This is a genomic window from Paenibacillus sp. FSL R5-192 (assembly GCF_000517845.1).
In the GTDB taxonomy this organism is placed as follows: domain Bacteria; phylum Bacillota; class Bacilli; order Paenibacillales; family Paenibacillaceae; genus Paenibacillus; species Paenibacillus amylolyticus.
The window spans coordinates 239,240-263,473 of the sequence record NZ_ASPR01000002.1 but is presented as its reverse complement, the minus strand read 5'-3'; the positions used below and the strand labels follow the sequence as shown (position 1 = coordinate 263,473).

Sequence of the window (24,234 nt, the reverse complement as noted above, 5' to 3'; positions counted from 1 at the left end):
ATAATGAAAAATGCTGACTTCATACCTTATTAAACGAGCGTATGTGAGATGACCTTGAACTTTAGATTTCAAGGTCATCTTTTTTTATTTGAAATGGCGGATATAGCAAACACATGAAAAAAACTCACACATTCACAATTCAGACACAAAATTTGCGATTCAAGAGTTTGAAAAACAGTCAGAAGTGATAAAGTGCGCGGAATGAATGAGAAAAGATCTCATGTGTACTTGGGAAAAGAGCGGGAACTCTGCTACAGAAAGACCAAATAAAGCACGAAAAGAGAAGAAAATTTGGTTTTTTATGTTGACAAATGATAATGATTATCAGTATCTTTAGTGTAGAAGATATTTGCGTCGGAAATCACAGAATTACAATTTCGTTTTTGTTGTCATAGCCGGATTACATAACCGGGATAAATGAGAGAGGGATGATCGCATGTTTCGTCTGGAGACGACCAAGCTGGATATCGCTTATGAGGAAAGACTAATTGTAGAGGATCTGAATATTCAGATTCCCCAAGGAAAAATTACAGCACTTGTTGGAGCCAATGGTTCAGGGAAGTCGACCATCCTGAAAACGATGGCACGTATTATGGCTCCAAAAGCAGGTAATGTATTGCTCGACGGGAAGTCCATCCATAAACAGTCCACGCGTGAAGTTGCCAAGCAACTTGCGATTTTGCCACAGAATCCAACAGCCCCTGAAGGTCTTACCGTTACTGAATTGGTATCGTATGGTCGCTTTCCTTATCAAAAAGGATTTGGCTCCATGCGTGCGGAAGACAAACGTATGATTGAATGGGCTATCGAAGTGACAGCCATGACTGAATTCCATGATCGTCCGATTGATCAACTGTCCGGTGGACAGCGTCAACGTGCCTGGATTGCCATGGCACTTGCACAAGAAACAGATATCCTTTTCCTGGACGAGCCGACTACATTCCTGGATATGGCTCACCAGCTCGAAGTATTGCAATTACTGGAGCAACTGAATGCCACAGCCAACCGTACCATTGTTATGGTTGTGCATGACTTGAATCATGCTTCCCGCTACGCACATCACATGATTGGTATCAAAAAAGGTAAAGCCATCGCTCATGGTTCACCTGTAGAAGTTATGAACTCAGATGTACTTCGTGAAGTATTCAACATTGAAGCAGATATCGTGATTGATCCGCGTTCCGGTGTACCGCTCTGCTTGCCTTACGCTCTTGCAGGCGAACGTCAGCAATCGAAGACGCCAGAGCAACTGGTCATGAACAGTGCGATGGTTCATGCTGGAGGACGGACAGAACCACGTGTCCAAGCGACAGGAAGTTAACGAAATGGGCCACATGTGGTCCTTACATTATAGAATGAAGCCGCTGTGCGCTATCGCACGCGGCTCTTTTGCATTCATGGGGGATTTGCAATGCATGGGAGCAAAGGGGACGGGTAGACCCTGGATTTGGTAATCGCATCGGATCAGGTCTATAATAATAAGACAGGCTGTGAGTTCATTGGTTATGCCAACATGCTCGCAACAGCCCAAACCAACATATGTCATGGGAGGAATCAGTCATGTCCGTATATTCATATCAGGCGGTAACCACCGCGAACCAAGAAGTCTCACTGGATCTGTATCAAGGTAAGGTATTGGTCATTGCCAATACAGCCAGCAAGTGTGGGCTGACCCCGCAATACGGTGAATTGCAAAAGCTTTATGATCGTTATCGTGATCAAGGCTTGGTTGTACTGGGTTTCCCTTGTAACCAGTTTGGAGGGCAGGAGCCAGGTACAAGTGAGGAAGCAGAATCATTTTGCCAGATTAACTATGGTGTGAATTTCCCGGTGTTTTCCAAGGTAGACGTGAATGGTGAGGGCACTCATCCCCTGTTCCAATACCTGAAGGAGCAACAACCTGGCGTAGGTGAAACAAGCGACATCCAATGGAACTTCACCAAGTTCCTTGTTAACCGCGAAGGTGAAGTGGTAGGTCGTGTTGAACCGAAAGAATCTCCGGAGACAATGATTGCAGATATCGAGAAATTGCTCGGTTAATACAAGAACGTTTGAGAAGCCTGTCCTTGCATAAGCAAAGATGGGCTTCTTTGATTATTTTATATACGCAGATTTATTCTCTTCACAGGTAGGAGTTGGATCCATGAAATCAACTCTGTAATGAAAATTGAAGCCATTTATTTTTTGTATAAGTCAAACATGAGGCAGGAGACGCCTATAACTTTATACGTCCACACTGCGTTCATACAGGGATCACGGAAGCCATTACATAGCATAAACCTGCCCAAATCCGGGGACAATGAAATCAATACAATGAAGGGAAGAAAGGCTTAAATACAGGGAAATGACCTCCTTCGACAAACTTTTTTTGCTCAACCTATTGCAATGTGAAAAATATCACATTATAATGAGTGTATAAAGTGAAATAAATCACATACACAGTTTCGAACAATAAGTGAAATGTTTCACAACCATAACAACCTTATATTCAAACTCATTTATATATTTCGAGGAGGAACTTTTAATGAAAATCGCAGTTATCGGATGTACACACGCAGGAACCGCAGCCATCGTAAATACCGCCAAATTGTACCCGGATGCTACCATCACGGTGTATGAGCGCAATGACAATATCTCCTTCCTATCTTGTGGCATTGCACTCTACGTAGGTGGGGTTGTGAAAGACCCTGACGGTTTGTTCTATTCTTCGCCTAATCAACTGGCAGAGCTTGGTGTTGAAACCAAGATGCTTCATGAAGTAACAGCAGTAGATGCCAAGGGCCATACCCTTCAGGCTAAAAACCTGCAAACCGGGGAAGAATTTGAAGATACGTTTGACAAACTGATCGTGACAACGGGGTCATGGCCTGTCGTTCCGAAGCTTGAAGGCATCGAGATGGACAACATTTTACTTTGCAAAAACTACAATCATTCCAACACGATTATTGAAAAAGCCAAAGATGCCAAACGTGTTACCGTTGTAGGTGCAGGATATATCGGCGTAGAACTGGTTGAGGCTTTCCAGATGAACGGCAAGGAAGTTACCCTGATCGACAGTGTGGACCGTATTTTGAACAAATACTTGGACCCTGAATTCACGGATGCGATTGAAGATACGTTGACTGGACGCGGCATCAAACTGGCTCTTGGTCAAACGGTACAGAAGTTTACTGGTGAAAATGGCAAAGTGACTAAGGTGATCACGTCCAAAGGAGAGTTCGAAACCGATCTGGTTATTCTGTGCATTGGTTTCCGTCCAAATACAGAGCTGCTCAAAGGCCAAGTGGATATGCTACCAAACGGCGCAATCATCGTGGATAAATATATGCAAACGAGTCAAAAAGACGTCTTCGCTGCGGGTGACAGCTGTGCTATTCATTACAACCCAACAGGCAAAGCAGCGTACATTCCACTGGCAACCAACGCCGTGCGGATGGGTACACTCGTAGCCCGTAACCTGGTTCGTCCTACGACACCGTATATGGGTACACAAGGAACATCGGGTATCAAAATTTATGAGCAAAATATCGCGGGTACAGGGATGACGGAAATGTCTGCGGCTGACGAAGGTCTGATTGTTGAATCTGTCGTATTGGAAGACAGCTACCGTCCGGAGTTCATGCCAACGGCTGAGAAACTGTTGCTTAAAGTGGTATATGAGCAGGCTACTCGTCGAATTGTCGGAGCACAGGTGATGTCTCAGGTTGATCTGACCCAATCGATTAATACGATCTCGGTCTGCATCCAAAACAACATGACCGTAGATGAGCTGGCCTTCATCGACTTTTTCTTCCAGCCGCATTACAACAAACCATGGAACTTCCTGAACACTGCGGGTCTGCAAGCACTGCCTCCAATAGAAGTAAAAGCACCAGCAATGGTGTAAGGAAGCAGAATAGATGGTTGAACAGCGATCTTGATAAACGCCATACAAAGATAAGTCATGCTTGTCCGTAAATAAGAGCTGTGCGATAACTGCCAAGATTACGAAACAAGGCGGACGATTATAAAGGAAAGAGAAGACTGGCGAGTATATCGTCAGTCTTTTTTGTTGTTTTTTTAGCTACAAAAGGCCTTACTACACTCTTGCTGTCATAACTATACCAAGACACTCTTAAAGTATCTTTTTAAGTAACATTGTGATAATTTGCACAAAGTTATGTTTAGGACCGAGATACAATTAGGATGTGGTATTCAACGCATAACTAATGAATTTCAGATGGTTTTATCCAATGATGAACAATGAAGGAGAGGATGAATGATATGGCAGCAAAAACACCTCTTGAGGTTGCACAATATACGGCGCAAACAGGCAAGAAGAAGGCTCAATATCCGGTGTCTTCTGTACTGGTGCTTAGTTTTCTGGCAGGGGCTTTTATTGCGCTGGGGTTTCTATTGGATATTCGGGTAATTGCTTCTGCGCCAGCAGAGTGGGGGAGTCTGGTCAATCTGATTGGAGCAGCAGTGTTCCCGGTTGGATTAATCTTGGTACTCATCGGTGGTGGAGAGCTACTGACAGGTAACATGATGGCCGTTCCGCTTGCAACGATTGCACGAAAATTATCCGTGGGTAGTATGTTGAAAAATCTGACCTTAGTGACGATTGGTAATTTTGTTGGAGCTTTGTTTGTCGCGTATGCGTTTGGACATGTGCTTGGTCTGACCGGAGAGGGTGTATATCTGGCAAAAGTGGTGGATATGGCTGGGCATAAGCTGCATGACGGCTTCCTGCAAGCTTTCATCTCTGGCATCGGCTGTAACTGGCTGGTGGCACTGGCCGTGTGGCTATCTTATGCATCCGATACGATGAGTGGCAAAGTACTGGGCATTTGGTTTCCAACGATGGCATTTGTGGCGATTGGATTCCAGCACGTTGTGGCCAATATGTTCCTCATCCCGGCGGCAATCTTTGAAGGACATTATTCGTGGGGTCAATATGTGATGAATTTCATTCCGGTATGGCTCGGGAATCTGACTGGTGGTGCTCTGTTTGTAGCTGCAGCCTATTGGGTGGTGTACCTGCGCCAAGCCGAGCCAAAAGTGAAACCAGAGATGGCGACGTCGATCGAACCTATGGAGACGGAGGCTAGAGTAATGTTGAGCAAACAAGCATAGAGGGCACAGCGAGGTATGGATACACGTATATTAGAAGTGAAGACGATTCTGATCTCGCTCGGTTCATGGCGAATATGCTGTGATGGAGCAGGGTGGGATCGTTTTTTTGTATGGGGTTCTTGTTGGAGTTTAACGCAAAATAAATTCGCCATGACAAGGTTCGGGGGAACGAAACCTGTTCATGGCGAATTTCGGGAGTGGTCCATGATATGGCATGAGGAGGAAGTGGGGAAACACTAGCCTAATGCCTTATTTTTAATTTACCCCTGAATTCTGAAGTTGAATCAAACTCAAAAACATTTTTTTGAAAATAATTTAAAGCCGCTATAGCGGCGAATATGAAGCAAAAACATACTGTTCTCTTTACGCGATAACCTCGAAGAAGATATGATATAGGGATAGCTTTTAAAGAGGGGAGCCTTACGATGATCGATCAGGAGAATGGTATATTTGCGGCGGTGTGCCCGCTCGACTGTCCGGACACTTGTGGTCTGTTATTACATAAAGAGAACGGCAAAATTGTGAAGGTGGCAGGCAATCCGGATCATCCCATAACCAAGGGTGCCATCTGTAATAAAGTTAGAAATATGACTGAGCGGGTGTATCACCCCGAGCGTCTACAATATCCGATGAAACGTGTAGGAGCCAAAGGTGAAGGCAAGTTCGAACGAATTAGTTGGGATGAAGCGATTCGCGAGATTACGACCAAATTCACCGCATTGTCCGAAACCTACGGCCCGGAGAGCATCCTGCCCTACAGCTTTTACGGTAACATGGGCATTCTCGGCGTAGACGGTATGGATCGGCGTTTCTTCAATGCGCTTGGTGCGAGTGTACTGGAGCAGACGATCTGTAACTCCGCTGGAAATACCGGCTGGAAATATACGATGGGTGCCAATCGGGGAACGGTGCCGGAAGATACGGAGCATGCGGATCTCATCCTGGTGTGGGGAGGCAATATCGTCAGTACAAATATGCACCAGGTCGTTTTGGCGGAGAAAGCCCGCAAGAAAGGCGCCAAGATCGTCGTCATCGACGTTCATCGCAATCGCACGGCCCAATGGGGCGACTGGTTTATTCCGCTGTATCCGGGCACGGACAGTGCACTGGCGCTAGGATTAATGCATGTGCTGTTCGAACGGGGACTAACGGATGAAGCGTTTATGCAAAAGTATACGATAGGTCATGAGGCACTACGTGATCATGTCCACAGTTACACCCCTGAACGTGTTGCACGTATTACGGGCGTGCCGGAGGAAACCATTGTGGAGCTGGCCGAACTATACGGCAACGCACAAGCAGCTCATATTCACATCGGCAACGGCCTCCAGCACCATGATAATGGGGGCATGAACGTGCGCAGCGTTGCATGTCTGCCTGCTATTACAGGGCAATGGCTGAAGCAAGGCGGCGGTGCCGTTCGCACCAACAGCTACGCGAGCACAAATAGCGACGCGCTCGAACGTCCGGAGCTGCGGCAGAATCCGGAGCCGCGAGTGGTGAACATGAACCGGATTGGTGAAGCGTTGCTGGAAGCAGAGCAGCCAATCCGGGCGATGATGGTCTACTGCAGCAATCCACTGGTGGTGGCACCGGATACCGAGCGGGTGGAGCGAGGTTTTGCACGGGAGGATCTGTTCACGGTTGTGCATGATCTGTTCATGACGGATACGGCGAAATATGCAGATATCGTCTTGCCAGCCACATCTTCATTTGAAGCGACAGACCTGTACACCTCTTATTGGCATCAGTACGTTCATCTGCAAGAGCCGGTAATTGCACCGATTGGGGAGAGCAAGAGCAACGTGGAACTGTTCTCACTGCTTGGGCAGGCTATGGGGTACGATCCTGCAATCTTCGGAGAAACGCCGGAACAGATGATTGAGGACGCACTTCAGGGCACAGGCAACCCCTACATGAATGGGGTCACGTTGGAGGGACTGAAGGAACACCGATTCGTGAAGCTGGATATGACGCCACATGCTACATATCTGGATCAGCTGCCCACACCTTCAGGCAAAATTGAATTGTATTCCGAGACGATGGAACAGAGAGGGCTTCCGCCGCTCCCTACCTATAGTGCTCTGGTTGAAGGATATGATGGGGAGCATCCGGCTGGACCTGCCGATACGTATCCATTGATGTTCCTGTCGCCGCCAAACCATAATTTCCTGAACTCCACCTTTGGCAATTCAGCCAAACATCAACGTTTGGAAAAGATGCCTCTATTGCAGATACACCCCGAGGATGCCATCCGTAGAAATGTGGAGGATGGCGATGCAGTGGTCGTATGGAATGAACGCGGGCGCATCGAACTTACTGCCAAGGTAAGTGAAGCCATGTTGCCGGGAACCGTCATCAGCCAAGGCTTATGGTGGGATGGTGATGGCAAGAAGCAGCGGGCGAATTCACTGACGTCCAATCGGTTGTCGGACATGGGGAACGGGGCGACCTTCTTCTCAGCCACTGTTGAAGTGAAGCGTCAATGAGTGTGCTTGCAGCGTGAATTTTTTGAGGTAAGATGAACAACTCCAATGGCCTTTGCACTGACTGTTATGCTGTCAGAGTAAAGGCCTATTTTTATAAGAAGCTGTACTTTAAATGTGTTAAAAATAGTATACGATAGGGCGGTAGGTTCTTTGTCAGGTGTATTAATTTATTAGTTGCCTAAAGTTAAATATAAGTAAATAGACCTAATCTCCCGAAATAATGTAGTTAATTTGTATTAATATTCAAAAAAAGGGTTCCATTATATCCTCTGTATGTCATACTTGAACCAGTAAATGGATTATTTGTTGTTATCTATTTAACTTAATAAGGAGGTATATAATGAAAAGAATTGCTTTAATTACTTCTCTGACACTGATGTTAACATTAGTACTTTCAACCTTTTCTGCTAACACTTACGCTGATAATGTTGGGGTAGAAGATGATCAAATTAAAGAATTGAACTATAATTATTCTGAGCAGGACGGGTTAATTGATATTGACGCGAGCTATGAAGAGACTAAAACAGGAGAGGTAATAGATTTTAATATAAAAGAAGAAAACGGAATACGTACTGTTAAGCATTTTATAGACAATAAACTCGTAGCTGAAGCCATTTACGATATAAGTTCTGACGAAATAGTAACTACTACGGCGGATGGTGAGGTCGTTACACAAAAAGCAAGTGAAATGATTAGTGAGTCAGATGGTAATGCACTTTCTAATGAATATGATAATCAAATCACAGGAGCGGTAGAAACACAAAGCGCTGTTTTGAATGCTTCTCCAGGTTTTAACTTTGTTAAGCAAAAGTATAATACGGCTTGGAAGCAATACGGTTCTATATATCAAAAGCAATCTGTTCTGCAAGATAAGCATTATAAGCTGAATATATCCGCTGGGACTGCTATAGCAACGGTAATTACAATAATAGATATTTATTATACTAAGGGTAAGTTCACTACCTTCTTGAAGGCAATGGGGATCACGATTCTAGGAGTTACAGTTGATTCAATGATTGGTGCCATGGATGCAACTAGATATTTAACACAAGTGGAAGTCTATTCTCAGGGTATGCTAGGATTGGCCTCAGAGAGATATATAGTAAAAGCTACGTTTAATGGCAAAACAGCACAGGTGAATGATGGCGGGGATGAAAGAACTTATGATGAATTAATTGATATCGGGGTATATAATGTAGTACTCCAGAAGCTATAAAGGAATGATGATATGAAGCAATTAACCGAATACGAGGCAGCGAAGAGAGATATCATTATGTCCATTGTTTATATTATTGGTGTCTTAATATTATTTTATATGGCGTTAGAGGCCTCTTTAGTGGTGGCAATTATCATTTGTATGCCTCTTGAAATTGCTTTTATAATTAGATTAATTCATGAAGTCAAAAAGTTTAAAAAGTTAAAAAAAAATGATGCACCTTAGTGGGATTTCTGTGGGATGTATGTTAAAAATAATAAAAAATTTCTTAATGAACTAGTTATACCCTGTTGAGTAGAATTTAAGTTAAAACCTTTGCTTCCAGCGCGTATCGATATTCAGTCGGTGCGCGTTGTTTGAGTTAGGCCTAAAATTCAAATCTACGTTTCTGACATGAATATTAAATACAAGGTCATTTAATGATTTTTTTGTGAAGCCATGTTGCCGGGAACTGTCATCAGCCAAGGCTTATGGTGGGATGGTGACGGGAAGAAGCAACGGGCGAATTCACTGACGTCCAATCGGTTGTCGGACATGGGTAACGGTGCTACCTTCTTCTCGACCACTGTTGAAGTGAAGCGTCAATGAGTGTGCTTGCAGCATGATTTTTTTGAGGTAAGATGAACAAAGGCTAGAATTTGAGCAGGATTATAGTGCAATAGATGCAACACTTCATAAAACCTTCGCTCTGGCTGGTTATGGTTATGCCGTCAGGGCAAAGGTCTATTTTTTATGGCCATTTGTTTGTGCAGAGGTACTAAGGAGAATGAATTAACGATGATGAGATGGCTGGATAACTATCCAAAAGAAGTGAGAATATTTTTATTAGCAAGTCTGGTTAACGCAACAGGCAGTGCCTTGATGTGGCCGCTGACCACCATGTATGTGTTTGATGAGCTTGGACGAACGATGGCCAACGCCGGTTTTGTGATCCTCATTCAGTCCCTGGGTGGCATCTTTGGACAATTGCTGGGTGGTTCGTTGTACCATCGGGTGGGCGTGAAGAAGCTGATCATTGGTTCACTGGCGCTTAATGCGTTAGGTTTGTTTGCGTTGCCGTGGATTAGTGCGTATTGGGTCGTATTTATATGTGCCATGGGCTGGATTGGGCTGTTCAGTTCATTGTCGCTGCCAGCGATTCAAGCCTTTATTGGCTTCCGGTTTGCGGAGCGACGCGGTGAATTATTCAATATTATCTATGTAGCGAACAATATCGGGGTGGCGATTGGTACGGCGTTGAGCGGTTTTTTGGCTGACTTTTCCTATCACCTCAGCTTTGTACTGAACGGGGTGACCTCAGCCGGATTTGCAATTTTCTTCTGGTATTATCTGTCGCGGGTTGAACCGGATCAGGGGGAAGTACATCTGACCAAACGGAAAACCGTCCCCGATGGGCCGGGCGTCTGGGCATTGCTGGGGAATACCCGACTATATCTGTTTATGAGCTTGGGCGTACTCTTCCTGTTATTCGGCAACTCCATCTGGAACACAGGTGTTTCCCCGTATATCATCTCTGAGGGTATGGAAAAAAGAATGTACGGTCTGCTCTGGACCCTGAACGGGGTGCTGATCTTTGTGGGCCAACCTTTTACCAGCTGGGTGAAACGGACCATGGCCCGTACCTCCACTGCCCAGATGACCGCGAGTGCGGTATTCTATGGCATGGCCTACATTGTGATGATTACCATGTACAGCTATCCAGGCATGGTGCTTGCAATGGTACTTGCCACGTTTGGAGAGATGTTGATCTCCCCTGCAACACCTGCGTTTATCTCGGAGCATGCCGGCAGGGCGGCACCTTTTTACATCGGGATATCGGGTGGGATCGGTGCGGTTGGACGGGTTATCGGCCCCTATGCGATGGGGGTCATGTATGACAAACAGGGACTTATTCCGGTAGCGTGGCTGGCAACAGGCACAGCAGCTATTGCGGTACTTGGTTTTGTGTTGCATGCGGTGTTGAACCGTAATCGTGAGGTAAAGGAGTATGGGATGGATACGTAACGCAGTTTCGTAATTTCTTTTCCTGTACCGTACCCATACCCTGATGATATTGTAAAATGAAGCGAGGCTAACCTTCACCCCAGTAGCGGGGTGAGGGTTGTTTTGTCTTTGCAGAGACAAACTCCAATAGCTTGCCAGCGAATGATTTTTCCGATGAGATGAGCCATGAATGTTCAACAATCAGACTTGTTAGGGTGCAATTCCATGTCATTCAATGTCCTCCCCTCTATTTGTGCATAATGCCCATATAATAGAATGGAACTGGTTAAAGGCAGGAGGATGCACACGATGTACAAGGTTTTGTTGGTTGATGATGAATTTATGATCTCGGACGGGATCTCCAGTGTGGTGAACTGGTCCCGATTAGGAACAGAACTGATTGGCATTGCTCAAGATGGATTGGAAGCGCTTGCTTCAATCGAGCGGCAACGCCCGGATATCATCATCTCGGACATCCGCATGCCGGGAATGGATGGGTTACAGCTGGTTGAAGCTGTGGCAGAGAAGTATCAGCATATCTCGTTTATCATGCTCACGGGTTTTACGGAGTTCGAATATGCGAAAACGGCCATGCAGTATGGGGTGAAGCACTATTTGCTTAAGCCCTGCAGCGAGGAGCATCTTGTACAGGCTATCAGTGAATTGGTCAGTGAGAAGCGAGAGTTAACCGATCAGGAGCGTTTTGTGCAGTCGATCCAATATAATCTGGAGCGTGTACTGCCACATGCCAAGGAATATTTTCTGAAAGAGCTAGTCACGAACAGAACATATGGGGTCAAGGAATGGAAGTATTTCGAGGAATTATTCGATGTACAGTTTCAGGATCAACGTGTACGGTTGCTACTGGTAGAGATTGAGGGGGATCATGAGTATCTGCACTTGTTCGCGGTGAAGAACATTGCCGAAGATATTTTTCACAATCCAATCTTAAGTGCCACGGTTGGAAGGCATGTGCTACTAATCATGGAGGACAAGTTGTCTGAAACGCAGTTGTTCCATAATATCGATGAGATTCGTGCCACATTTACCCGATATTATCATGATGATCTCACCATTGCGCTGAGCGAGCCAGGAGATCTTTCGCAGGCACGCCATTTGTACATGCAGACGCTGGTGTATCTCAATTACCGCTTTTACCTCGGTGAGGGCAGTCTTATTATGGAGCGGGATATTTACTCTCCCGGAGAGCGCATTCTTCCTGAATTCGAATACGATCCGGAGCGGATGGTTACTGCAATCAAGGCGGGACACTGGCAGGAAGTTGGATCAGAGCTGAACCGGATGTTTCAGCTGCTTGCCAGCTTACGATACGATATATCCCAAACGAAGTCCTATCTTATTCAGATGTTTATGGAGATGATTCGACTTAGTGGTTCTGCCGAGATGAAAAGGTATATGGACCAGTTGCCAGGCATGATTGAATCCAGCACCCTGCATTCTTTTCAACAGTTTCTGCTTGCCGTCGCCAAAGAAATCACCTTGCGCCGCTATGATCAACATCGCTCCAGACAATCGCAGATGGTAGGCAGTGTGAAACAGTTGGTAGAGAAACGCTACAAGGACGAGACATTAACACTCCAGTCCATCGCTGGGGAAATATACATGAATCCAGACTACATCGGCAAAATGTTCAAAAAAGAAACTGGTGAGAAATTTACGAACTATGTGTTAAGCTACCGCATCCGTAAAGCGTTGGAGCTTCTGGAGCAGGACGGGAACTACACTGTATCCTCGCTTGCCGAGCAGACAGGGTTTGGTGCCAACTGGCCGTATTTCAGCAAAATGTTCAAGAAATACACGGGTTTCTCCCCTTCCGAGTATAAAAAAGTACCTTAAGACAGCGTTGCTGTCGCTTCCACATAGCTAATCTTTATATCCGATCTGCATCTAATCTGTGATCGGGCCCTGTATGCCATTCATCGGCAGCAGGGTCTTTTTTTGTCGGACGGAACTCGGTTTTGAACATCCATTTATCGGAAATGAGCATGGGAAGAAAAGGCGCTCGATTCTATCATTAGAAGTGTCATGTTAAGTAATGAACATCGAGTGGAGGTTGAGTGGATGGAGCTGAATCGAAGCCGGGGGATCGAACCTGGGCGTTTGAAGCCAGCTGGCAAATGGAGTTCGGTGAAAAAGGAACTTGTCCGCAACAGATACGTCTATCTGATGCTCGTTCCTGTGGTAGCCTACTATCTGATTTTCAGCTATGGGCCAATGTACGGGCTACTGATGGCATTTCAGGAATCCTACAACCCGATCAAAGGAATCTTGGCCGGCGAATGGGTTGGATTTGACAACTTCACCATGTTTTTTGAAAGTTATTATTTCTGGCGACTGATTAAGAACACACTGATTTTGAGTTTTTACAGTATTGTATTTGGTTTCCCGGCTCCGATTCTACTAGCACTGTTGCTGAATGAAGTCCGGAAGAAGTGGTTCAGAGGTGCAGTACAGACCATCAGTTATATGCCGCATTTTATTTCGGTTGTCGTCGTGGTTGGAATGTTGAAAACGTTCTCATCTCTGGACGGTGGGTTATTTAACGTCATTCGTGACTTTTTTGATCTGCAGCCGATTATGTTTTTGGCGGAAAAAGATATGTTCCGTCCGATGTACATCCTGTCCAACATATGGCAGGGCGCAGGCTGGGCCTCGATTATCTTTTTGGCAGCGCTCAGTGGTATTGATCCTCAATTGTATGAGGCTTCCAAAATTGACGGTGCAGGCCGCTGGAGACAGCTGTTACATATTACACTGCCGGGCATTATGCCCACGATTGTGATCATGTTAATTCTGCGTATGGGGGCGGTCATGAACGCGGATTTTCAGAAAATATTGCTGATGCAAACGGCACCGACCTATGAGACATCGGATGTCATATCCACCTTTGTTTATCGATCCGGTATTTTGGAGGGGAACTATACGTATTCAACCGCCATCGGACTATTTAACGGCGTCATTAATTTCGCGCTGCTCATTATCGCGAACGCGATCAGCAGAAAGCTTAACTCAACCAGTCTATGGTAATCGGAAGGTGAAGCGATGAAACAGTCTATAGGGGAACGACTTTTTGATGTATTTAATACACTGCTGCTCTTGGTGATCATGGTTTTATGCTTGTACCCGATGCTGTACGTGTTCAATTCTTCAATCAGCGACCCGGACCAGATGCTGCGTTCCCGTTCACTGATGCTCATTCCTGAAGGTTTTCAGCTGGGAGCGTACAAGTCGGTATTTCAGGATACTCGCATCTATACGGGATATATGAACACCTTGTTCTATGTTGTGGTGGGTACCGCCATTAATCTGCTCATGACTTCACTGGCTGCATATGGGCTGTCACGCGGTGATCTGATGGGCAGAAAAACGCTGATGAAATTAATTACGTTCACGATGTTCTTCGGCGGGGGTATGATTCCGACTTTTCTGCTGATTCAGAATCTGGGCATGGTGGATACCCGTTTTGCGCTTATTATTCCGGGTGCCATCAGCACGTTTTATTTCCTCATTATGAAAACAAACTTTGAGGGCATTCCGATCAGTCTGATCGAATCGGCGAAGCTTGATGGTGCCAATGACTTTCTGATTTTGTTCCGAATTGTACTGCCTTTGTCGAAACCGATCCTGGCGGTCATGATGCTGTATTATGCGGTTGACCATTGGAATGATTATGTCGGACCGATGCTCTACCTGCGTAGTCAGGAGTTGTATCCGATCCAAATTATTATGCGTGATATTCTGATCAGCAGCAGTACAGAGGCCATGGGCGCTGGCGCTGATACCGGCTTTGCCATTGGGGAGAACATCAAATATGCGACTATTATTATCTCCACGCTGCCGATTATGCTGGTATATCCGTTCATCCAACGTTATTTTGTTCAGGGCGCTCTAATCGGTGCTGTGAAACAATAAAAAATGTAATCTATGGAGGCGAATTACGTGAAAAAAAGAATGGGGTCCATCCTGTTGTCATCGCTACTTACCATATCTTTACTGGCGGGCTGTACGGGTGATAATGAACCAGGTACCGCAGAGCCAGCAGAAGGAACAGAACCTGCGGTTCAGGCGTTGACCGAGATTCCGCTACCGATTACAAGTGAGCCATTTACCATTGATTACTGGCGCGCCAATGATGCCAAACTGACAGCTTCCTTGAACAATTTTGGCGATATGGCGGCTTATAAGGAAAAGGAGAAGCTGACAGGCATAAAAGTGAAGTTCACACATCCTCCGCTTGGACAACAGCGTGACCAGTTCAATCTGCTGATCTCCACGAAGGAGCTGCCGGATGTCATTTATTATAACTGGGCGGATGCCGTTGGCGGACCGGAAAAAATGATCAAGGACGGCCGGATCATCCGGTTGAATGAATTGATCGACAGTTATGCACCAAACTTAAAGCGGATTATTGAATCCGATCCGGATGTGAAAAAGCAGATTGCACTCGACGATGGAACGATCTATATGTTCCCGCTGCTGAAGCTGGATGCATTGAAGCTGAATGCCACTTCAGGTTTAATTATGCGCCAGGACTGGCTTGATAAATTAAATCTCAAAGTACCTACCAACATTGATGAGTGGTATACGGTGCTTAAGGCATTTAAGGAACAGGACCCTAACGGCAACGGCAAGCCAGATGAGCTACCATTCACCGGAAACTGGGGACCGGGTAACCTGACCAAGCTCCATGATTTTGCCGCGGCATTTGGTGTAATTGGTGGTTTCCAGATGAATGGAGACAAGGTGGAGTTTGGACCGATTCAGCCGGGCTACCGTGATTTCTTGGAGACCATGGCCAAGTGGTACAAAGAAGGGCTGATTGATCCCGAGATCATGACCAATGACGGTAAAGCTTTCGATTACAAGGTCACCAGCAATCTGGCAGGCGCATATCAGGGTGGTGTGTTCAGCGGCATGGGGAAATACTTCAATCTGATGAGAGATACGGATCCGAACTTTAACGTGACGGGTGTACCATGGCCTGTATCTCCGGATGGAACTTCGTATGCGACATTTAATCTGGACGCTAAAGTGTTGTCTTATGGTGAGGCTATTACGGCTTCCGCAGACGAAGACAAATTAAAATATATTGTTCAGTGGATGGACTACAACTATAGCGAAGAGGGTAGTGATCTGTTCAACTTTGGTATCGAAAATGACAGCTATGTTCGTGACGGGGAAGGTGTCAAATTCACAGATACCATCATTGATAATCCGAACGGTCTAACGTATGACCAGGCACTGGCTTCCTATGCCTTATCCATTATGGACGGTCCAATCAATCAGGATAGTCGTTATCTGGATGCATTATTATTTGACGATGGACAGCGTGCGGCAAATGCGGAATGGATGAAAGCAAGCTCAGCATTAACGCTTCCTCCAATTCGTTTGTCAACAGATGAGGTGACCACAAGTACATCCATCATGAGTCAGGTGAATACGTATTTGAATGAGACGATGACTGCCATTATTAGCGGACAGAAGCCGATCACCGAATTTGACAAGATGGCCGAAACAATCAAGAGCATGGATATTGACCGGGCGATTGAGGTTCATCAGGCTGCGTATGATCGATATCAGTCCAAATAATACGTGAGAAATCGAGCGCTAAAACTTTGGGGAAACCTTCCTGTATGTGATATACCTAGTAGTATCACGTGGTTCAAAGGAGCGCTTTGGTCATGACAGCCTACCGCAAACTCAGCATCAAAATGAAAATGTTTCTGATGATTATGTTCATGATGGCGTTTGTCATCATCCTCGCGTTTGGGTCCTTGTATTATACGTACTCGGTGTATGACAAACAGCTGTTTGATAAGTCGTCCCGACTTCTGAACCTTTCTTCGTCTACAGTGGATGTTGAACTTCAGAAGTTGGAAGCGTTATCATTAAACATGATCTCCGATACGCAGATTCAAAGAGCCTTGAAGTCGTTGCTGGATGACGATAGCGCATATTCAAGCTTTATTGAACGAAAAAAGATCACGGATCGGCTATGGGAGCATATTAGTGGGGCTGCACGATATGTGCAGTCCGTTCATCTGATTGATTCCAGGGGAAGAGTCAATAAATATGGCGAGACACTGACCGTATCTCAGGAAAAATATGATCGGATGATTGCGGCTGCGGAGCAGGCCAATGGTGCAGTGCGCTGGTTATACCCGGATGACGATGACCCGATGCTGGTTATGGTGCGTCAAGTGCGAGCCTATGAACCGATGACCCTGGAACCAGTAGGCATACTGTTTCTGCGTATTAATATCGAGCGACTCGTCGAGGAGTATGCGGGCATCGATAGCCAGGACAGTGACATTATTTTAAAAGCAGGTAGTGATGTGGTGTATCCTTATCGCCAGCTTCCAGAAGCGGTGTCCGCCGGACTGAATCCACTTCCAGGCAGTGGGGGATATGAGATCAAAAATCTGAATGGGAGGGAGATATTTCTTTCCCAGAAGAAATCCGCATACACCGACTGGGTGTATTATAATATGGCCTCTTATGATGAAATTTTTGAACGCATTATATGGTTGAAAAATATACTGATCGTCGTTTATCTTATCGCCATTCTGGTTGTTCTCGCGCTTGGTATGGTGTTCGCACGAAGTCTGACAAGGCCGATCAGGCAGCTCATCAGTCAGATGAAGGAGGTTCAGTATGGGGATCTGGAGAATATAGACGCCAATCTGTCCATTCCAACGCACCAGTACATGGATGAACTGGGGTTACTACAGCGTACGTATCGACTGATGATTACACATATTAATACATTGATTAAAGAAAATTATGCAAGCCAGTTGGTCATTAAAGAAACGGAGTTCAAGGCGCTACAGGCGCAGATCAATCCCCACTTTCTGTATAATGCGCTGGATTCGATCCATTGGCTCGCCAAAAAGAACAGGCAGGAGCAAATCTCCAGTATGGTGTTATCACTCGGATATTTGCTGCGTTCCTCCATCAGTTTCAAACAAAATATCATTACCATTGCGGAAGAGCTGGAGATCGTCAATCATTACATCACCATTCAGACCTACCGTTTCCGGCAACGGCTGGATTTCCGTATGGATGTGCCCGCTCCTTATCTGGGGTGTGCCATTCCCAAGTTGACCCTACAGCCACTACTGGAGAATGCCATTCAATACGGTTTGGAACCACAGGTTGGATCATGTCTGATTCGAGTGTATGCCGAGATATCAGGTGGCAAGCTGGCCCTTATCGTGGAGGATCACGGTCCCGGCATGGAACCCGAATATGTGGAACAGGTGCTGCGCGGTGAAGTGAAAACCAGAGGCACAGGTATTGGCCTACTGAATATCAGGGAGCGGGTACGTCTGGCTTTTGGTGAAGAATATGATGTTCTGCTGGAGAGCAAGCCGGGGCGTGGAACGAGAGTAACGGTGCTGCTGCCACTCCCATTACCAGGTAAGGAGGAGAAGTTATGGGAAGATGGATGCGAATGATAGGCATGCTCTGCCTTATGCTGACTCTTCCTGGCTGCGTGAACCAGTTGGATCAAAGGCCAGGCATGATTGTGGAGGAAGAGCCGATAACGCTGCGCATCGCTTGGTGGGGTGGGGAGTTCCGTAACAATGCAACGATAGCCGTTATCAACCTGTATGAGAAGTTGAATCCACATGTGAACATCGAATACGAATATAGCAGTTTCAACGAATACTGGAGAAAACTTGCCCCACATGCAGCAGGCAATGCGTTGCCCGACATTATCCAGATGGACATCTCCTATCTGTCCCAGTACAGCTCGCTGCAACTGTTGGAGGATATGACGCCGTACATGCAGAGCGGACTGATTGACGCGACAGATATTGAGAAGGAACAGCTGGAGAGTGGTAGCCTGAATGGAAAAACCTATGGTCTCAGTTTGGGGGTTAACGCCATGCTCAGCATCTATGATCCGGAAGTGTTAAAGGCCAATGATATTGAATTGCCAACGGATACGTGGACATGGGCGGATTTTGACCGGATGGGCGAGCAATTACTCGGGAAAGGCATCTATCTGGGAACCTATTTTACGCCGGAACAGTTTTTCGCGTATTACTTGAGACAGTATGGTTCCAAGCTATACGCGGAGGATGGCAAGAGGTTGGGTTATGAGGATGATGGGCTATTTATTGAATACTTTGGCAGGATGCAGAAGCTCGCGGAAAAGAAACTTATTTTTGCACCGGATATCTGGACATCAGACATTGGCCAGCCTGATAACGACCCGTTTTATCTGGGAGAGGCTTTGTTTAGCTGGGGGTATTCCAACCAATTTATCAGCACCGCTCAGCGTTATGGCAAACCCTTGACCATCTCCCCAATGCCTGGGCCAAACAGCCAGGATGGATTGTTCTTGAAGCCAGGCATGTTTTTCTCCATGGCGGGTAATTCCAGACATAAGGAGGAAGCGGCCAAGTTCATCAGCTTTTTTGTGAATGATTTGGATGCCAATCTGCTGCTCAAAGGGGAGCGGGGTGTGCCCGTCTCATCCAGTGTCAAAGAGCGGATGAAGCTGGTGGTTGAACCGGAGCTGGCGCAGGTGTTTGACTATATTGATTGGGTTGCGGATAACAGCACTCAGATGGACCCGCCTGATCCCGTAGGTGCGCCAGAGGTCACCGCGGTGTTACGTGAGTTGTATGATCTTCTACTGTTTGGCAAAATTACGCCTGAGCAGGCGGCGGTGGAATTTCGTGAACGGGCGAATGCCATTTTGGATGGGTAGTTATAAGAATGGACTAGATCATATATGCATTTAATGGACTTGGGGCTGTTGTCGTTCACAAGCTCAACCTTCATTCTACTCGGGTGAGGGTTTTTGTTATGGAATGGTGTATATTTCCTCTAGTATAATGAAAATGGGTAGTTGTCCTATCTGTAGATTAGATAGATTCTATCCATATATTAATGGATGAGGAGTGTCAGGACATGTCCATACATCAGATAGGTCACAAGGTGTCTTTTGCCGATATGAAAACGAAGTTGCCTCAGGAGAGCTGGATGTACACTCAGAATGAAGCGCACAACGGTGAATTTGAAGCCGAGGAAGTATGGTTACATTCTGGTGATCTTCATATCAGTGAACTGTTGTTGGATGAAGGACCCTTTTTGATCTTAGTTGAAGGAAATCTGACAGTGGATCGTTATATTGGAAATACAAGTTCCGACGCGGCCAGTTCAAATCTGGTTGTACTTGGGAATCTCATAACGCCCTATATGATCGTGGGTGGGCAGGAAATATATATTACAGGTAATCTCTATGTGGAGGATATGTTCTGGGGGGATTATAACCATGGAGAATTGACAGTGAGAGGGAATGTAGAAGGTGGATTGCTGGTAAGTACCGATCAATATACGATTCAGGTTCAAGGACAGCGTAATGTGAAGCGTCAGCTTGAAGAATGGGAGGATCTCGGACCATGGCGGGGCTTTGACATGTTGGCGTTATTGGTTCCTGAATGTGTGATTGATGAAGATACAGAGCCGTTTCCTTGGCGAGAAGAAATGTTAAAGAGGCTGCAACAAGGACAACCTGTAATCAACCGAAAGTACATTCATGCTGATGAATCAGAGCCAGATGCGCCGGATTGGTTCGAAGATCATCGGATTACCGCTGAGAACATAGAGCGTCTTACTCATCCATCTTTGTTACCTGTAAGAGAGGAGGATGAGTTACTGAACAGCTATGAATTTTGGTTGGACGAGCAATTTTGCCGAGTATCGGTCTATGGAGATGAGCATACGGAGGGATATTTCCGTAGTCTGTATTTTCAGGATGACCACAATTGTGCATTGTTGCTTAAGATGGAGCCATCAGATCAAGGTTCCAACTCTCCTGATAAACATATCGTACAACCGGGTGAACCTGTCTGGATGATCTCAGGAGCATATCGTTATCTAAACAATGAGAAGTCGGAATGGAACGTATTTTCGGAGAACTCACCTGCTGATATTCAGCAGTTAAGCGAGCAAGGATGGAGCACCTTGTTGCAGTCTGTATCGAATTATCAGTATGCCCGTTCCTTAATTTCGCATCAACTGATCCACGATTTATTAGCACTGCCTGTCGTGGAGCCATATGACGATTATTATGATGATGATCGGCACGGGCTGTGGATTGGAGAGTTATATTATGCATTTCGACAAGCAGGTCAGATGTCTGATGGTGTTCTTCAGCCAGCCATGCTACGTATTGGAAGAGAGTATGTGGATAAACAAGGGGAGACGCATGTGGAGAAATACTACTATACTCTGCATCAGCATGCGGACGGTACGGAAAGTGTGTTGATCGAATACTCGGCTCAGGATGACGAGGAAGAAGATCCATTGTTGCTTGAACTTCATTACATCGGCGGCTCTCAGTTACTGCATGCCGTTCAATTGCTGGAACATGGACGCAAAGTGCTCATTCAAGCGAATGAGGATTTACTGAATGGGGAGCTGCCTTACGCTGCTGAATCATTTGCAAAACGATTTTGGAAATCCAAAGGATACCTGAAATGAATAAAACAACCTTCACCTCTAGTTTTGAGGGAAGGTTGTTTTGTCGTTGTATTTACGTATTCACCCAAACTGGGCTTGATGCAGTCGGCTGTACGAGCCTTTACGCGCGAGCAGTTCTTCATGACTTCCTTGTTCGGCTACGCTGCCGTTCTCCACCACCACGATGCGATCGGCATGTCTAATGGTCGCCAGTCGATGGGCAATCACCAATGTCGTACGGCCTTGAGCCAGCTCGGACAACGCCAGTTGAATGGCAGCCTCCGTCTCGGTATCGAGAGCGGATGTAGCTTCATCCAGAATGAGAATTGGCGGGTTTTTCAGGATCATTCTGGCGATGGACAAACGTTGCTTCTGTCCGCCGGACAATTTCACGCCACGTTCACCGATCATGGTGTCCAGTCCATCTGGCTGGGATTGTACCAGCTCTTCCAATTGGGCCCGGCGAATGGCTTGCCAGATTTCCTCATCGGAAGCATTCAGTTTGCCGTATGCAATATTTTCTCGAATCGTTCCATCAAACAGGAAAATATCCTGCTGCACAATCCCGATATGGGAGCGCATTGATTCCAGCGTCATGTCCTTCACCGGAATGCCATCAATGGAGATATGTCCTGCATCCACATCGTAGAAGCGTGGGATCAGACTGCATAACGTCGTTTTACCTCCGCCCGAAGGTCCAACCAGAGCAACCGTCTGGCCTGCCTGAATATCCAGATTAACCTGAGACAGCGTAGGTTTGTGTTCTCCATAAGAAAAGGTAACGTTATGGAAAGCAATATCTCCTTTGACATCCGGAATCGGTTTCGCTTGTGGTGTATCTTCTACATCCGGTACAGCTTCAAGAAGCTCCAGGTAACGTCTGAATCCGGCGATGCCTTTGGGATACGTCTCGATGACGGAGTTAATCTTCTCGATCGGTCCGAGGAATACATTGGAGAGCATCACAAAAGCGATGAATTCCCCGTAGGTCATACTGCCTTGAATGACAAACCAGGTTCCACATACCAGTACAAACAGCGATACAAATTTCATCAGGATAAAACTGAGTGAAGAGTTCCAGGCCATAATACGGTAGGTGATTAGTTTTGTAAGCCGGAAACGTTCGTTGTTCTCAACGAAACGTCCTACTTCATGTTTTTCATTGGCAAAAGCTTGTACCACACGGATGCCGCTCACATTGTTCTCAACCCGTGCGTTATAATCGGCGATATCCGCAAACATGCGCTTGAACGCCTTGGACATTTTGCGACTGAAATACAGCGACAGGTAGATCATCAGCGGCACAATGATAAACGTCATCACAGCGAGCTGCCAGTTGATCCCCAGCATAATCCCGAAAGCTCCGGCGAGTGTCATGAGGGCAATGAATAGATCCTCGGGTCCGTGATGCGCGATCTCACCAATATCCATCAGATCGTTGGTCATGCGGGAGACCAGATGCCCGGTCTTATTGTTATCGAAGAAGCGGAAGGACTGTTTCTGTACACGCTGGAACAGTTCACGCCGCATATCGGATTCGATGTTAATACCAAGCTTGTGGCCCCAATAGGTCACTGCATAATGGAAAAAGGAACTGAGCAGGTAGATGCCGAGCAACCCAACACACGCCGCTAAGATCATGGACCAATTGCCAGCCGGAAGCAGTTGATCGACCACCCGGTTAACGGCGAGTGGAAAGGCCAGCTCCAGCAGAGCGGCAGCGATGGCACAGGAGAAGTCCAAGATAAAGAGTCTTTTGTAAGGACGATAATAAGACATAAAACGGCGAAGCATATGTAAGTCCTCCTCAATATGACATAAATGTCCGAGCAGGATAATTAGCCTGTCCGGACACCTGTATTCATGCTTATGTTATTTACGGTTTTGCTCGGCACGTTCTACGATCATATCGGCAAATTCTTCAGCCTGACCTTGAATCGCAATCGGGTCGAAGTACCAGTAACGGTCTTCCAGCAACTCATACACCTGATTGTTTTTCACAGCCGGCAGGGATTGCCAGATGGAGTCACCTTGGTAATTTTTAGTGTTCTCTCCAACGGTTAAGAAGATATGATCCCCTGCATAATCACCAACAACTTCACGCGAAATTTCTTTCCATTGGGTATCACCCATCAGTTCTTTTTTGGTGATTTCGAGTGGGGCAAGTTGCAAAGCACTGTAGACCGCTTGTCCTCCTCGACCAAAATTGTCTCCATATCCATAATAACTTTTGTCGGATACTTCAAGGATGGAGAAGGTTTCCTCCGGTTTAATGACTGTTTTCACCTTAGCGCGAGCGGCTTCAATCCGTTCATCGTACGTTTTCAGCCAAGCTTCGGCTGCTTCGGATTTGTTCATCAGCTCTCCGAATCCCCGGATTTCGTCGTGTACATTGGTGAAAGTACCATACGGAATGACCACGGTCGGTGCGATTTTTTGATAACTCTCAATTTCGCTGGCCTGATCAGAGTAGGTAATGATCAGATCCGGGTTCAAGGCAACAACCTTCTCCATGGATACCGCCGCCCGATCACCAATACTCTCTATGCCCGCTACCTGATCTGCATAGAACGGGTTTTCCAAATAATATTGAACAGCACCAACGGGTTTCACACCCAGTGCGAGCAGATCACTTACGTACATATCGGTAACGATTCGTTTCGGTTCAGCCGGAATTTCAACATCTCCGCTTAATGACTTGTAGATCCGTGTAGCATTTGAATTGTCTGAACCGGACGACGTGTCTGTGTTCGTCTCGGAAGAGGCTGTTGTTGTTTCGGTTCCCGCTGCCGAAGTCTGTTCAGTGGCAGTCGAGCCTGTTCCGCTACTACATGCAGCCAGAATCATAATGATGGCGAGCATAAGAAGAAAGCCGGAAAAGCGTTTTTTTGCAGCAAACATATTTTTGTTCCCCCTGTGTATAATCAATAA

Annotated in this window: 19 protein-coding genes; 16 read left to right on the top strand and 3 right to left on the bottom strand. The window is 46.1% G+C overall.

Annotated elements, in window-relative coordinates; genetic code table 11:
• Nucleotides 1-436: 436 nt before the first annotated feature.
• From C161_RS01180 to C161_RS01140, 9 genes are all read left to right on the top strand, one after another.
• A complete protein-coding gene (locus C161_RS01180; protein ID WP_036667819.1) occupies nt 437-1,321 on the top strand; it encodes an ABC transporter ATP-binding protein in 885 nt (294 codons plus the stop codon).
• 239 nt (nt 1,322-1,560) lie between these two features.
• Nucleotides 1,561-2,040: a glutathione peroxidase gene (locus tag C161_RS01175; RefSeq protein WP_036667818.1), complete on the top strand. Its 480-nt coding sequence runs from the start codon at nt 1,561-1,563 to the stop codon at nt 2,038-2,040.
• A 484-nt stretch (nt 2,041-2,524) separates the two neighbouring features.
• Nucleotides 2,525-3,886 carry an FAD-dependent oxidoreductase gene (locus C161_RS01170; RefSeq protein ID WP_036667816.1) on the top strand — a complete coding sequence of 454 codons (1,362 nt, stop codon included), beginning with the start codon at nt 2,525-2,527 and terminating at the stop codon, nt 3,884-3,886.
• A gap of 377 nt (nt 3,887-4,263) precedes the next feature.
• Nucleotides 4,264-5,115 carry a formate/nitrite transporter family protein gene (locus tag C161_RS01165; RefSeq protein ID WP_036667815.1) on the top strand — a complete coding sequence of 284 codons (852 nt, stop codon included), beginning with the start codon at nt 4,264-4,266 and terminating at the stop codon, nt 5,113-5,115.
• 425 nt (nt 5,116-5,540) lie between these two features.
• The gene (locus C161_RS01155; protein WP_156946071.1) at nt 5,541-7,604 is read left to right on the top strand and encodes a molybdopterin-containing oxidoreductase family protein; all 2,064 of its coding nucleotides are present in this window, start codon (nt 5,541-5,543) and stop codon (nt 7,602-7,604) included.
• A 340-nt stretch (nt 7,605-7,944) separates the two neighbouring features.
• Nucleotides 7,945-8,820 carry a hypothetical protein gene (locus C161_RS01150; protein WP_036667811.1) on the top strand — a complete coding sequence of 292 codons (876 nt, stop codon included), beginning with the start codon at nt 7,945-7,947 and terminating at the stop codon, nt 8,818-8,820.
• Nucleotides 8,821-8,832: 12 nt separating this feature from the next.
• Nucleotides 8,833-9,045: a hypothetical protein gene (locus C161_RS01145; protein ID WP_036612733.1), complete on the top strand. Its 213-nt coding sequence runs from the start codon at nt 8,833-8,835 to the stop codon at nt 9,043-9,045.
• A gap of 213 nt (nt 9,046-9,258) precedes the next feature.
• Entirely contained in the window at nt 9,259-9,408 is a 150-nt protein-coding gene (locus C161_RS32690; protein ID WP_179086528.1) for a hypothetical protein, read from the top strand.
• A gap of 192 nt (nt 9,409-9,600) precedes the next feature.
• Nucleotides 9,601-10,824, top strand: coding sequence for an MFS transporter (locus tag C161_RS01140; RefSeq protein WP_036667966.1), 1,224 nt, complete (start codon nt 9,601-9,603; stop codon nt 10,822-10,824).
• 67 nt (nt 10,825-10,891) lie between these two features.
• Here C161_RS01140 and C161_RS32250 read toward each other — a convergent pair whose 3' ends face one another.
• Complete coding sequence (locus tag C161_RS32250; protein WP_156946070.1) at nt 10,892-11,035, bottom strand: hypothetical protein; 144 nt, start codon at nt 11,033-11,035, stop codon at nt 10,892-10,894.
• A 77-nt stretch (nt 11,036-11,112) separates the two neighbouring features.
• Here C161_RS32250 and C161_RS01135 point away from each other — a divergent pair, with 77 nt between their 5' ends.
• From C161_RS01135 to C161_RS01105, 7 genes are all read left to right on the top strand, one after another.
• A complete protein-coding gene (locus tag C161_RS01135; RefSeq protein WP_036667809.1) occupies nt 11,113-12,660 on the top strand; it encodes a response regulator in 1,548 nt (515 codons plus the stop codon).
• Between the two features lie 330 nt (nt 12,661-12,990).
• Complete coding sequence (locus C161_RS01130) at nt 12,991-13,851, top strand: ABC transporter permease (protein ID WP_235193717.1); 861 nt, start codon at nt 12,991-12,993, stop codon at nt 13,849-13,851.
• A 15-nt stretch (nt 13,852-13,866) separates the two neighbouring features.
• A complete protein-coding gene (locus C161_RS01125; RefSeq protein WP_036667808.1) occupies nt 13,867-14,736 on the top strand; it encodes a carbohydrate ABC transporter permease in 870 nt (289 codons plus the stop codon).
• A 27-nt stretch (nt 14,737-14,763) separates the two neighbouring features.
• A complete protein-coding gene (locus C161_RS01120) occupies nt 14,764-16,413 on the top strand; it encodes an extracellular solute-binding protein (protein ID WP_036667807.1) in 1,650 nt (549 codons plus the stop codon).
• A gap of 92 nt (nt 16,414-16,505) precedes the next feature.
• On the top strand, nt 16,506-18,281 hold the full coding sequence (locus tag C161_RS01115) for a sensor histidine kinase (RefSeq protein ID WP_036667804.1): 1,776 nt from the start codon (nt 16,506-16,508) through the stop codon (nt 18,279-18,281).
• Nucleotides 18,260-19,546: an ABC transporter substrate-binding protein gene (locus C161_RS01110; RefSeq protein WP_036667802.1), complete on the top strand. Its 1,287-nt coding sequence runs from the start codon at nt 18,260-18,262 to the stop codon at nt 19,544-19,546. Before C161_RS01115 ends, C161_RS01110 begins: the two co-directional genes overlap by 22 nt.
• Before the next feature lie 203 nt (nt 19,547-19,749).
• Complete coding sequence (locus C161_RS01105) at nt 19,750-21,324, top strand: hypothetical protein (RefSeq protein ID WP_036667801.1); 1,575 nt, start codon at nt 19,750-19,752, stop codon at nt 21,322-21,324.
• Between the two features lie 60 nt (nt 21,325-21,384).
• Here the strand turns inward: C161_RS01105 and C161_RS01100 are convergent, their stop codons facing one another.
• Complete coding sequence (locus C161_RS01100) at nt 21,385-23,097, bottom strand: ABC transporter ATP-binding protein (protein ID WP_036667800.1); 1,713 nt, start codon at nt 23,095-23,097, stop codon at nt 21,385-21,387.
• 78 nt (nt 23,098-23,175) lie between these two features.
• Entirely contained in the window at nt 23,176-24,204 is a 1,029-nt protein-coding gene (locus C161_RS01095; protein WP_036667799.1) for an ABC transporter substrate-binding protein, read from the bottom strand.
• Between the last annotated feature and the right edge of the window lie 30 nt (nt 24,205-24,234).